The 12,692-nt window shown below is 68.1% G+C and carries 13 protein-coding genes; all 13 read left to right on the forward strand.

Annotated features, from left to right (window positions below; translation table 11 throughout):
• Positions 1-203: 203 nt before the first annotated feature.
• The 13 genes from JJJ14_RS12130 (at position 204) to JJJ14_RS12185 (ending at position 12,681) form a co-directional block, all read left to right on the forward strand.
• Positions 204-341: a hypothetical protein gene (locus tag JJJ14_RS12130; RefSeq protein ID WP_164719318.1), complete on the forward strand. Its 138-nt coding sequence runs from the start codon at positions 204-206 to the stop codon at positions 339-341.
• A 116-nt stretch (positions 342-457) separates the two neighbouring features.
• Entirely contained in the window at positions 458-2,800 is a 2,343-nt protein-coding gene (locus JJJ14_RS12135; RefSeq protein WP_201444276.1) for a class III lanthionine synthetase LanKC N-terminal domain-containing protein, read from the forward strand.
• Between the two features lie 13 nt (positions 2,801-2,813).
• Positions 2,814-2,987: a hypothetical protein gene (locus JJJ14_RS12140; RefSeq protein ID WP_003788668.1), complete on the forward strand. Its 174-nt coding sequence runs from the start codon at positions 2,814-2,816 to the stop codon at positions 2,985-2,987.
• Between the two features lie 71 nt (positions 2,988-3,058).
• Positions 3,059-4,057, forward strand: a complete 999-nt coding sequence (locus JJJ14_RS12145) for a quinone oxidoreductase family protein (RefSeq protein ID WP_201444277.1) — start codon at positions 3,059-3,061, stop codon at positions 4,055-4,057.
• A 168-nt stretch (positions 4,058-4,225) separates the two neighbouring features.
• Positions 4,226-4,354, forward strand: coding sequence for a hypothetical protein (locus JJJ14_RS12745; protein WP_267892485.1), 129 nt, complete (start codon positions 4,226-4,228; stop codon positions 4,352-4,354).
• Between the two features lie 74 nt (positions 4,355-4,428).
• Positions 4,429-5,163 (forward strand): ABC transporter ATP-binding protein, encoded by a 735-nt coding sequence (locus JJJ14_RS12150; protein ID WP_020992116.1) that lies wholly within the window; start codon positions 4,429-4,431, stop codon positions 5,161-5,163.
• Positions 5,160-6,002 carry a hypothetical protein gene (locus JJJ14_RS12155; protein WP_070511308.1) on the forward strand — a complete coding sequence of 281 codons (843 nt, stop codon included), beginning with the start codon at positions 5,160-5,162 and terminating at the stop codon, positions 6,000-6,002. The genes JJJ14_RS12150 and JJJ14_RS12155 overlap by 4 nt, the downstream gene beginning before the upstream one ends.
• Positions 5,995-7,617, forward strand: coding sequence for a hypothetical protein (locus tag JJJ14_RS12160; RefSeq protein WP_201444278.1), 1,623 nt, complete (start codon positions 5,995-5,997; stop codon positions 7,615-7,617). The genes JJJ14_RS12155 and JJJ14_RS12160 overlap by 8 nt, the downstream gene beginning before the upstream one ends.
• A complete protein-coding gene (locus JJJ14_RS12165; RefSeq protein ID WP_201444279.1) occupies positions 7,617-8,525 on the forward strand; it encodes a helix-turn-helix domain-containing protein in 909 nt (302 codons plus the stop codon). The genes JJJ14_RS12160 and JJJ14_RS12165 overlap by 1 nt, the downstream gene beginning before the upstream one ends.
• Positions 8,518-9,261, forward strand: coding sequence for a daptide-type RiPP biosynthesis methyltransferase (gene mpaM, locus JJJ14_RS12170; RefSeq protein WP_201444280.1), 744 nt, complete (start codon positions 8,518-8,520; stop codon positions 9,259-9,261). The genes JJJ14_RS12165 and mpaM overlap by 8 nt, the downstream gene beginning before the upstream one ends.
• Positions 9,262-9,288: 27 nt before the next feature.
• Complete coding sequence (mpaD, locus tag JJJ14_RS12175) at positions 9,289-10,530, forward strand: daptide-type RiPP biosynthesis aminotransferase (protein ID WP_101559207.1); 1,242 nt, start codon at positions 9,289-9,291, stop codon at positions 10,528-10,530.
• On the forward strand, positions 10,527-11,663 hold the full coding sequence (locus JJJ14_RS12180; RefSeq protein WP_101559208.1) for an iron-containing alcohol dehydrogenase: 1,137 nt from the start codon (positions 10,527-10,529) through the stop codon (positions 11,661-11,663). The genes mpaD and JJJ14_RS12180 overlap by 4 nt, the downstream gene beginning before the upstream one ends.
• Positions 11,656-12,681, forward strand: coding sequence for a YcaO-like family protein (locus JJJ14_RS12185; protein WP_201444281.1), 1,026 nt, complete (start codon positions 11,656-11,658; stop codon positions 12,679-12,681). The genes JJJ14_RS12180 and JJJ14_RS12185 overlap by 8 nt, the downstream gene beginning before the upstream one ends.
• The last annotated feature ends 11 nt before the right edge of the window (positions 12,682-12,692 follow it).

Genomic DNA, 12,692 nt, shown 5'->3' on the forward strand with positions numbered 1-12,692 from the left:
GCCACCCCATCCCGCACCGCCTCCCCCAACCAGCCGTCAGATATCAGCCGACCGACCCGACCGTTTCACCGATTTGGGACGCCGCGAACAGGAGTTTCATTTCAGTCATCCGATCCGGAGGCACACCGAGCCTCACATGACATCCAAGAGGACGGACAACCACAACCCGGGGAACTCACCCCCGCCACACCGAAAGGAACACCATGGCCAAGAACATCAAGAAGAACACCGAGCTCGACGCCGAGGAGCTGGAGTCGATGGACGCCCCCGGTTGGGACGACGTCGCCATCGCCTCGATCTCCTTCGCCGGCGGTGTCAGCGTCGCCGTCGCCCTGACCTGAGACGCCTGAGGTCGGCATGGTGGGGGCGCCCCGGGCGGGTTCCCAGTGCGGCGCCCCCACCATGCAGTCTCATCACCACACACCACCGTTCAGAACGCCGAGAAAGGAGGCACCCCGTGAATCTTGGAGAAATCGCACTGACCGAGCATGAGGGCGACTCCGCCTTCTCCCCGACAACCGTTCCGGCCTCACCGTTCCGCATCTGGGACGGCACCACCCCGGAGGGCTGGGAGGTCACGGAGAACGATCAGTGGAAGTTCTACTTCCCCACGGACGCCGAGCTTCCCGACGAGGGATGGAAGATCCACATCTCGACGGTTCTGGATGAGGCCGATCACGCGCTCGACATCGTCTCTGAGATATGCCGGCAGAACTCCATAGGATTCAAGTTCACACCGACACGCGAGATGCTGGCCTTCAAGCTCTCGAAGAACGTCTCCCGCTCAGCGGCCGGCAAGTTCTGCTGCCTCTACCCCCGCGATGAGGAGGAATGCGGGAGGATCGTCAACATTCTGCTCCACGCGCTTCGCCACATGCACGGACCGGATATTCTCACCGACCTCAGGTGCGGGGACGCCCCGGTCTTCGTCAGGTGGGGCGCTTTCACCCCCATGTACTGCACCGACGCCGACGGCATTCGCCGTCTGGCCATTCACGGTCCCGACGGCGAGCTCATCGCAGACACGCGGCGTCCCGGCCTCCACATCCCGGACTGGGTGACGTGGCCGGCATGGACCGGGCCCGGTCGGCACCGCCGCGCCAACCGCTCATCACACCTGCCATGCACGCTGACGCACGCCCTCGCCCATCACGCGGGCGGAGGAGTCTATGCCGGACAGATGCATTCCACGGGTGCCACCGTCCTGGTCAAGGAGGGACGTCCCCACGCCGGGATCGACCGGCTCCACCATGATGCCGTGTGGAGGATCCGGCACGAGGCCGAGATCCTGCGCAGGCTGCAGGGACGCGCATCCGTCCCCGCCTTCCTCGAGCAGGTCGACGGCACCAGCCACGCCTATCTCATTCGCGAGATGATCGACGGCGTCACGCTGATGCGTGAACGCAACCGACGCCTGCGCGAGCAGTCGACCCCCGCCTATGAGGAGTGGGCACGCACCACTCTCGAGACGATCCGCCGGGAGCTCGAGGCGGTGCACGACTGCGGCGTCGTACTCAACGACGTCCACGAGAACAACATTCTTCTTGCTGACGACCGCATCATCTTCTTCGACCTGGAAGCCGCCTCATGCGCGGACTCCGATGATGAGCTGGCGATGGCGGCCATTGACTACACGCCGCCGCCCAACATCCGCGGAACGACGGTCGACTGGTACTCCTTCGACATTATGACCCTGTCGATGTTCGTGCGTTCCAAGCGGGGAATCCGGCTCGGCCCGGCACGTATTCGGGCCCTGGCCCACCAGGCACGGCGCCGTCATCCATCCTGCGCAGACCTCATCGAGGCGGCGGCCGGGCGCCTGCTGGCCCTCACGCCCGTGCCACCCGACGCCCCCGGGGTGACCGGCCGCAGCACTGTCGAACCGACCCTGGACGCCATCATCGCCGCCCTCGACACGCACCAGGAGCGGCCACACCCGTCCCCCGCACCGGTCGGGACGACCTCCGCCACCGAGACCTTCTCCGGCGACGTCGGCCCGGCTCCCGCCTTCGACGCCTGCCTGCGCACCCTGGCCACCGTGTTCAGCCGGCTCGGCCTGAGCCCCTCTCACCCCGACGACACCCTGAGCCACAGTCCCGGGCTGATGACCGGCACAGCGGGAACGGGAGCCATCGCCTGCCTGCTGGCCCACACCGGAGACCTGCCCCGCCACGAAGCGGAGGCCATCATCCAGGAGGCGGCCAGGCGTCTGGACCGCCCTGAGCCACCGGCCCGACCGGGCATGTGGGAGGGAGCCACCGGACAGGCCGTGTTCTGGCTGCTGGCGGACCTTCTGTCCTTCATCCCCGGGTCACGGCACCGGGCCCGCTCGCTCCTGATCCAGGACGCGGCGCAGCTGGCCACGCTCGTCCCACCGCATGCCGGCGGGCTCGACGGCCGACTCGGCTGGCTCGCCGTCGTCGCCGCACTCGAAGGGCTCACCGAGCTCACCGTGCCCACCGACCTGAAGGAGTCCATGCGTCCCGCCCCCTCGGCGAGCACCGCCGGGTCGAGTGTGCGCAACGGCGCCATCGGCAGCCTGCTGGCCCTCAGCGTCCTGCGCCTGGCCGGCTCCCCGCTGCCCGACGTCGAGCAGGTGGCCCTGGAGTGCCTGGCCGATGACCTGGTCATCTGCACGCCGAGCACCATCGGCGTCGTCGACGATCCGGGCCTGTCCCTCAAGGGGGACTCGGCCGACGGCGTCACAGGCGCCCTCGCGGCTCTCCACCTCCTGCGGACCGCCTTGTCCTTAACGACCTCTTTCCCCAACCCGACCACATCCGTGGTCACCCGTCACTGAAAGGAACCCCATCATGCGTCTTGCTCTCACCGTCGTCGGAGTCGTCGCCGGCATCATCATCGCCGCCATCGCACTCATCCAGCTGAGCGGATCGCTTCAGATCGCGCTGACAGGGCTCGGTGGAGGCCTGAGCATCGGCTCCATCTGGACCTTCGTTCGAGGAAACAAGCAGATCACCAGCCGATGAAGTGCCCAGCCGTCTTCCTCACTGGTACCGACACAGCCGGGATCTCACTGTATGGACGTGAGATCCGGGCTGTGCCCGTTCAGGTGGAGAGCCGTCGCCTGGAGGACAGGGTTCTCACCCTCTCCGGAAAGGTCGTTGTCCGCGTCGACGCCCTGTCATGCAACTACCGCGACCGCTCACTCATCCTGCAGGGGACCGATCCTCAGGCGGTTCACCGCGGTCCCGCGAACGAGCCCTCCCTGACCGCCTTCGGCTCCGAGTTCTGCGGCACCGTCCTGGCCGCCTCACCAGACTGCCGCGTCACTCCGGGACAGCGGGTGATGGCCTGCTCGGCCTACCCCGAGGCCGCCGAAGGAGCCGCACCCGGCGTCGTCACCAACACGGCGTCCCGGGGCGTTCTGCTCGTCCACGAGTCCCAGCTCGTTGCCGTGCCCTCGTGGATGACGACGCCGCAGGCCGCTGCCTTCGGCCTGTGCCACCAGACCGCCGCCGCGATGATCCGCAGGTCGGGAGTCGGGCCGCAGTCCCGGGTCCTGGTCACCGCCGCCACCAGCTCGACGTCGATGGCCGTGCGCCACCAGCTCCAGGCGATCGGCGCCTCGTGCTGGGTGGTGTCATCGAAGCCGGATACTCCCCTTCTCCCCAACGAGCGCAGGCATCCCGGTCTCGAGGATCCCGCGGCGACCGAGATCCGGGTCAGTCACGTCATCGATCCCTTCTGCGACCTCAACCTCGCCGGGGCCGTCGCCTCCCTGGAGATGGCCGGCACCTACATCACCTGCGGGATGCTGCACCAGCACCCACTCATGGACGGGGTCGGATCGTGCGGATCACCGGGGGAGCTCATCGCCAGGATCATCACGGCGAACCTCACCCTCATGGGTAACTGCCTGGGTACCCGAGAGGACCTGCTTCACGCCCTCGAGCTGGCCCGGACCGGATCGATCCCGCTGGATCCCAGCGCCATCCACCCCCGGGACGACATCGACGACTTCCTGCTGGAGGCCTTCGGTTCCCGCGAGCGCTCGGGAAAGGTCGTCCTGTCCCTGAGCCCCTCGACGACGGTGTAGGCCCCCTGCCGTCAGTCCCTCCCATGACCCACTGCTCAGTCAATCGGACTAGCCCATCGGATGAGCCCCAAGCGCCCGACCAGGCGATCCGGAAACAGTGATTTTCCGGTGGAGTAGTGACATCACATCGAATGCCTCCCCGGCACCTCACTACGTAAGGAGACCCCCATGGACAAACCCATGAACCTCGATACCGAGATCACTGAGTTCGAGTCACTCGATGCACCTGACTGGAAGGACTCCGCAGCCGCTCTCGGTGTCCTGTTCGGACTCGGCGCCCTCATCGCGCTCATCTGACCCACCGCGACCCCCTCGGCCCCACGCGACCCGAGCGGCCCGGAGCAGCTCAGTCGCCGTAAGGAGAACACACCATGAACCTGAAGCCACTCCTAGAGATCAGCCATCTCACCAAGCGCTACCGGTCCACCACTGCGGTGGACAACGTCACCTTCAGCATTGAGCCCGGACAGTCTCTTGGGCTCCTCGGCCCCAACGGCGCCGGCAAGACCACGACGCTGCGAGCCGTCCACGGCCTTCTTCGCCCCACGTCGGGCAGCGTCTCCGTGTTCGGCCACGCGCCCCTGGCCATTCCCGATGCGGCCCACCACATCGGCTTCGCATTCGACAACACCGGGCTGCCCACCAGCCACACGGTCCACAACCACCTCGTCAACCACCGGCTCGCGGCCGGCCTGTCACGCGACGAGATGGACAGCATCGTCGACGAGTTCGATCTCGATCCTCTGATGCGTCGCCGGATCAAGGACCTGTCCACGGGCGAGCGCAAGCGGGTCAACCTGGCCACCGCCATGGCGGGGCGGCCGCAGCTCCTCGTTCTGGACGAGCCGACCAACGGTCTGGACATCGAGGGCGCCCACTGGCTGCGCCGCGTGCTCCAGCAGCACATCGACTCCGGCGGCGCCCTGCTCATCTCGAGCCACATTCTCGCCGAGGTCGAGCGCATGGTCGACAGCATCGTCGTCATCAAGCGCCGCTGCCTCTTCAACGGCTCCCTCGACGAGCTGCGCCACCACGGTGGCCCCACGCTCGAGGACGCCTACCTCAACCTTGTCTCTTCCACCACCTCCAGGAGCCGTGCAGCATGACCACCAACGTCCTTTCCTCCGCGCAGACCATCACCTCCGGTCGGGCCCTGGCCACGCCGGCCCCCAGCCCCAGCGGCTTGTCCGTGTTCCGCTCCTTGTGGGCTCTGACCCGCCGAGGGCTCACCGAGGCCTCCCTGAAGTGGTTCCTCGTGATCGGGATCGCTCTGAGCAGCTTCGCCACGATCTTCGACGCCAGCAAGTTCCTCAGCGAGATCGACCTGTCCAACCAGGCCGCCGTCGACTCCGTGGCCCTGCGACTCATTCGCATCGGCTTCTCCGTTCTGCTGGTGTCCACCCTGTGGGGAGCCACCCAGGTGACGACCGAGTTCCGCGACGCCACTGTGGCGGCCCGAGTCACCCAGCACCGCGGCGTCGGCAGGCTCGTTGCCGGCCACGCCCTGGCCTCCTTGCCGGCCGGCCTGCTCTTCGGCCTCATCGGCGCCCTGAGCTCCACCATTCCCACCTTCGTGATCTTCCACCAGCGTGACCTGAGCATCACGATGAACGAGGATCTCGTCAGCACCGTCGTCGGCATCATCGCCGTCAGCGCCCTGGCCGCCCCGTGGGGGACCTGCTTCGGCTGGCTGCTGCGCCGCACGCTGCCGGTCATCCTCCTCCTGGTCGCCTGGACCACCTACATCGAGCCGGCCATCGTGCGCGCCCTGCCCAACGACCTGGGCCAGTACCTGCCCGGCGGCCTCCAGCTCACGCTCATCAAGGACGCCACGGCCGTCGGCGACATGTCGGCTCCGCTGGCCGCGGGACTCCTCGTGGCCTGGACGGTCGGTCTGTCCATCATCGCCACCGCAGTGACGAAGATGGGTGATCTACGTGCCTGAGCAGGATGTGCTCTCTCGCCCCCGAGGAGCTCTCCGGCTGCACCGAGACGTCGCCGTCGTCCGCCCTCAGGCCGGAGACGGGTGGGCGGTTCGCACCCCAGACAACAAGCTCCTCGGAGTCGGCGAACAGCTCGGCGAGCTGCTGGTGACCCTCAAGACCAAGGGGCCACTGACCAAGACGGATCTTCTGGAGCAGATGCCACCGCAGTGGCAGCCCTCCGATGTCGATCACGCTCTCGACGCCGTCAGCAAGTACGGCCTGGTCGTGGCCGATTACGAGATGGACTCCACGGAGCAGAAGCCGCTGTGGAGCGTCGACAACGACGGACCGCTCATCCTCAAGCTCTGCTTCAACCGCCCTGAGGCCTTCTTCATCAAGGCGGCCCCGGTCGTGAAGGCGTTGAGGAAGACCTTCCTGCGCTGGGTCCCGCTGGTCATCGCGATCCTGGGGATCCCCGCGCTGCTCTCCCTCGCCGGGAACCCGAACAGCACCTTGTTCCAGCCGCTGACGCTGGGCACCTACGGCGCTCTGCTGCTGGCCCTCACCCTGACAACCGCCATTCATGAGCTTGCTCATGGACTGACCCTCACCGCCTGCGGCGGCATGCCTCACCGCATGGGGATCATGCTGTTCTACTTCTCCCCGGCGGCCTTCTGCGACGTCACCGAGGCGTGGTTGCTTCCCCGTAAGGACAGGGTTGCGGTCGCCTTCGCCGGCATCGTCATCCAGACGAGCATCGGAGCCATCGCCCTGATCGCGAACCTCCTGCTGGGTGGGGAGCACGCCTTCCTCACCTGGTACGGGGCCAGCACCTACCTCGTGGCGCTCAGCAACCTCATTCCGTTCCTCCGTCTGGACGGCTACGTGGCCCTGGTCGGGTTCACCAACCAGTCCGGTCTCAGGCAGCGCTCCATCCAGGCGCTGCGCAATCGGGTCGCCGGCATCCCGGAGCCGCACGAGCCCCTGTGGGTCGCGCTGTTCGGGGTGGGTTGCCTGGTCACGCCCCTGGTCATCGTCTGGACGGCCGTCACGGCGATCGCGCCGAACCTGCTTCGCGGTGGCGCCGGAGGCCGAATCATGCTGAGCATGCTCATCGGGTTCTGCCTCATGAACGCCCTGGTCAAGATGATCCACGGGCTGCGCGGCTTGAAGCGCACCCAGCAGATCCGACTGTTCGTGACCGGCTTCTCCGCAGCCGTTCTGGTCCTGCTCACCCCGATCGGCACCACCACCTCCCTGGGGTTCCAGGCCACCGGTAGCCACCGCGCGGTCGCTCTGACTGGGGACGCCGCGGGCTCGGCCCCGGTGACGACCGGAACGAAGGTCTCCTTCCACCGCTCAGGGCTCCTGACGGGCCCCGCCCTCGGGCAGGGGACCGTCGTCGCCACCGAGAACTGCACGGTCCCGCTCCGGGCCGTCTCGCCCCTGCTCTCCGACGCACAGATGCCGCCCGGGACCTGCCTGGTCGTCGAGTCGGACGTGGAGCTCACCCCGGGGACGACCGGCAGGATCACCTCTCAGAAGGTGTACCAGCCGCTCGCACGCGTCATCCGCCACCAGCTCGGTCCAGTGCTTCCCGGAGGAAGCCTGTACTCCGACGACGAGGAGGACTGATGACCCCCAAGCGCGCCTCTCAGGCGATGGCCGATCTTCGGCGTTACCTGGTCGGCGCCCGAGGTGATCGGGCCGCCGTCTGGCTCGACGACGGCGCCCGCTACACCCCCTCCGAGCTGCCGCCGTCGGCACTGGTCATCACCCCGCAGCCCATCTCCGCACCCGCCGCCGGCCACGAGATCGTCGTCCGGGAAGGAGACCTCGCCCGGGACTGCGAGCTGCTGGTCATCGACGGAGCCATGGAGATCGCAGTCATGGACTACTCCCTGGCCGCGTTCCTCCCCGTGGCCGGCCCGACCCTCATCCGTCTGGCCACCCGGGAGGAGTGGGAGCTCTTCCTTCAGGACGCCGACGCAGCCATCACCACCGGATGCGTCCCGGCTCAGCTCATCCACCCGATGACGGTCCTGGAGGATGCCGACGCGCTGAGGACCGGCACCGTGCCGCAGACCCGCCTGACGGTGTCCTCCACCGGGGTGCACCACCACTTCCCCGGCACCGACCGCAGCCCGGCGCAGCGGGACCGGGGCGACCGCGCCTGGCTGCCCCGCTACCTCACCATCATCAACGCACTCACCACACTGCACACCCTGCAGGAGGAGCCGGTCGAGATCTCCGGCCTGGGCATGCGCCTGTCGGAGACGAGCCCGCAGACCCCGGTCGAACCGGCTGACGCACCCATCATCGTGCGCTCCCGCGCGGGAATCCGCTGCCTGATCCCCGGCAACGGCCGAATGCTGTCCGTATCGACCACCCTGGCCACGATCCTGGAGACGCTCATGACCCTTCCTAACGACACCGACCTCGCCCACGTCCTCGATCTTCCGCCATCGACCATCTACCACGCCGTCGCCTCCCTGTCCGAGGCCGGCCTCATCAGCCCACGGGAGGTGGTCTGCAGTGCGTAGCCCGGTTCTCTCCCCCCTGTACAGCGGCCTGGGGGCTCAGCGCTATCACGCCTTGTCCGCCCACGACGACACCGAGATCGCACTGATCCTGGAGACGCTGGAGAACCATCTGAGCCCGGATCTGGCGGATCTGCGCATCCTCGAGCTCGCCTGCGGCTCGGGTCGGGTCACGCTGCCGATGGCGGAGGCCGGCTACCGGATCCTGGCCACCGATCTGAGCCCCGACATGCTTGAGGTCCTGCGCTCCCGTATCTCCGAGCAGGACTCGGTCGCCGATGCTCCCGGAGACCTGGCCGCACGCATCGAGGTGCAGGAGGCGGACATGAGCTCCTTCTCCTTCACAGAGCGCTTCAAGGCCGTCTGCCTGCCCACGGCCTCCATCACTCAGCTCGACGCCGAGCAGCGGCTCGGGGCCCTCGAGTGCTCCGCGCGCAGCCTCGCCCCCGGCGGACTGCTCATCGTCTCCACGGACGACATCGCCGCGGAGCACACGACGACGATCGAGATCCAGCCCGGCATCTCCCTGACTGAGGAGCTCGATCAGGCCCGCGGCCGCCGTCGCAGCATCCTCAGATGGGGCGAGGAGTGCTACGTCTCCGAGCTCCACCTGGTCCCCTCGTCCTGGATCAGTGAGGCCTGCACCCAGCTCGGGCTGACGATCGTGGAGCGCCACTCCACTCCCGACCAGGCCATGCCGGACCACTCCGGGGTGCTTCTGGTCGCCCGCAAACCCTAGTCGACTACACCACGAGGCCTTCCTTCCATGTCTGTCACCACCGAGTTCTTCACTCCTCCGAGCACCTTCTCCTCCTCACCCCAGCCCACCCGGGCCCACGGGACGGCGATCACCTACGCCGACGGCAGCCAGTGCCTCGACGGGATCTCCGGATTATGGAACGTTCCATTGGGGTACGGGCACCGAGGCGTGGCCGACGCGGTTCACGCCGCTCTCCTGGAGGCCTCCTACTTCACTCACTTCCGCGGTTCCCACACCTGGGCCGAACGCACCGGGCACCGCCTGCTCGCCGCAGCGGGGGCCGATCACTATCGTCGAGTCGTCCATGCGACGTCGGGATCGGCCGCACTGGACAGCGTCATCAAGATGGTCCGTCAGTACCAGGTCGTCTGCGGCGAGCCGAGTCGCACGATCATCGTCTCCCTCAAGGGCTCCTACCACGGAACGACTCTGGGGGCCATGTCTCTGACCGGAGAGAACCTGGGGCAGAGGATCTACGGGGTCGATGGCCGTTCCGTGCGGCATATCGACCATCGCCGCCCCCAGGACCTCGCCCGTCTGCTGGAGCGAGAGGGGGACCGCGTCGCCGCTGTCGTCCTTGAACCGGTACAGGGCTCGGGCACTCACGTCGTGGGCTCCGAGTTCCTCTCCACGGTCCTGGAAGGTCGCCGCCGGCACGGCTATCTCCTGGTGGCCGACGAGGTCGCCACCGGATTCGGCCGCACAGGACCGATGTTCGCCAGCGAGACCTGGGCGGAGAGCCCCGACATCCTCGTCACCTCCAAGGGACTGACCAACGGCACCCAGGCCGCCTCCGCGATCCTTCTGGCAACGCGGGTGACCGAGGCGCTGGACTCGGCGGACTCCCCGTTCATGCACGGTGAGACGCAGGCGGGCAGCCCGGCGTCCTGCGCCGCCATCCTGGCCACCCTTGAGGCCTTTGAGAACGAGGACGTCCTGTCCCGTGGACGCGCCGTCGCCCGGCAGCTCGATGAGCGTCTTGACGCCCTGGCCGAGCGGATCCCCGGATCCAGCACCACGGGGCTGGGCTGCTTCCGCTCGGTTCAGCTTCCCGATGCCGACGGCCAGACCATCACCCGCATCATCGATCGGTGCCGCCGCAACGGCGCCATTGTTCAGCCTGGCCCGAGCAGCTTCCAGCTGGTGCCCGCCCTCGTCTACGATGCGCGCGACCTGGACCGTCTCATGGACCGGGTCCAGGACGCCGTCTCATCGGTCCTCGCGGGTCGGGGAACGGTCGCCGCATGAAGACATCGTCCCTGCTGCTGCCAACCGGACCCGAGCTCGGCACCGGTTCCTGGTCGCGCACGCTGTCCCCGCGCACTGAGCTGGCGATCATCGACGCAGCGGTGGTGGACCATGCTCTTCCCGGGCTGCCCTCCCGTCTTCCGGTCATCCCGGTCGACGGCGCCACCGGGCTCGGAGGAGTCAGGGAGGTCGCGCAGGCCATCGAGCGGACCGATCCGCGTGAGGTGATCGCGATCGGCGGCGGCGCCACCATGGATCTGGCCAAGCTCGCCGCCCTCACGGCGGAACGTCCGGCGCTGGTCGACCACCTGGAGCAGGCCGCCGACCGGTGCGGGCTCATTCCGCTGGCCGGGATCGGCCGACGGCGCCGCCTCACCCTGGTCCCGACCACGCTGGGCACCGGCTCGGAGTCGAGCAGCGGGGCCTGCTTCGATCATCGGCTCGTCGGGTTCGACGGGGAACGGGCCCGCAGCCTGGTCGTCGGGGCGGCGCTCGAGGCCGATCGCGCATGGCTCGACCCCGACCTCCTGACCACGCTGCCTCTGCCCCTGGCCAGGGAGGGCGCCCTGGAGGCACTCAGCCGTGCGCTGGTGAGCACCGTGTGCACCCCCTCGAGCCTCGCCGCCTCGGAGTGGGAGGCCCGCATGCTCGTCTCCCGGCTTCGAGAGGGGCTCGATGCTCTCACCGACGGCGCGGACCCCGACCTGCTCCACCGCATCGCCTTCGCCTCGACCATGACGCACCGGGGGCTGAGTCTCAAGGGCCGGGGCAGTGCCCCCTCACCCGTATGGTTCATCGCCACCGAGCTGTCCATGGTCGCAGGAGTGCGCAAGAACGAGGCTCTCAGCGCCCTCATGGGGCCCTGGGCCCACCTCGTGCTGAACGGCCGCCGCGAATGGGGGAGGTCGGAGGTGCTGGCCGAGCTGTGGCCGCTCGGCTCCGCAGAGCCCACCGAGGTCGTCAGCCGGTGGGGCCTGCCGACCTCGATTCCGCTGCCCGGCGGAGGCACGCAGCGAGTCATCCGTCGGATCGAACGCCGCTGGGGCGGGCGACTGCCCATGATGCGGCGTTTCACCACCAGCCAGCTCGAGACCCTGCTCGGGCTCTGCACCTCCGAGGGCTCCTGTGCCTGACATCCGTTGCGTCCTGGAGCCGGGCTCAGGAATCGTCCGCACCCTTCATGTCACGCCCCCGCGAGCCGGGAGGCGTCTGCTGTGGTCCGTTGGAGCACTCCTCACCGGTGACGACCAGGAGGAGGGGCCCTTCACCATGCACGCCGTCGGTGCCTGCGGGCAGCGCCGCGACGAGACTCTGCTGCGGGCTGCGGGCGAGGTCGTGGAGCGCTGGGCGGTCGCGGCCCAGGACCGTCTCGGCCCGCCACCGCTCTTCCCTGATGCGGGACCCTCCGGAGCCGCGGCCGGACCGAGCGTCGAGTTCTGCCGCACCCGCGGTCTGCGGGAGCTGATCGAGCGCGATGCAGCGATGCGCGGCTGGTACCTGTGCCGGGGAGTACGGCGCCTTCCCCTCGCCCAGGCCCGATCAGCACTGGGCCCGCTGCAATCGGTGATCGCACCGCTGTGTGACCGGGGAGCCGAGCTCGTGACGCTGGAGATGCCGTCGCGCTGCCGGGAGCTGAGCGTCATCATGTGCGCGATCATCGAGCCTTCCGAGCAGATCGTCGCCTGCGGCTTGGGGTGCGACTCAGCCCTGGACGGGGCGATCGCCACAGCCGCACGGGAGGCATGTCAGATCGTGGACCTTTTCACGATCATGCGAGAAGCCCTTGGTCGTCCCGACCGGCCCGAGCACCTGCGCAGCGACACGGACCGCGCGACCTGGTGGGGAGCCCCGGGAAACGTCACCGCCTTTCGGGCCTGGCTGACAAAGATCAGTACAGCAGATCAGGTTGTGACCGTTCCAATAACGAATTGCGCGGAGACGAATTGCGCGGAGATGGAGTGGGAGAGCCTCGTGGAGTCAACCCGCTTCACCGACCTGACACCGACACTCCCCCAGCGGATCCGCCAGGGCGGCTGGCATGCCGGGCGTGCGGAGAACCCAGCGCTCACACCCCTGGTGACGGATGAGAGCGCACTGGGGCAGGAGCTCGTGACACCTGACACTCACCCCATCCCTCACCCCATTCTTTGAGGTTTCCGCCA

The sequence above is a fragment of the Actinomyces sp. HMT 175 genome (assembly GCF_016694895.1).
Taxonomy (GTDB): Bacteria; Actinomycetota; Actinomycetes; order Actinomycetales; family Actinomycetaceae; genus Actinomyces; species Actinomyces oris.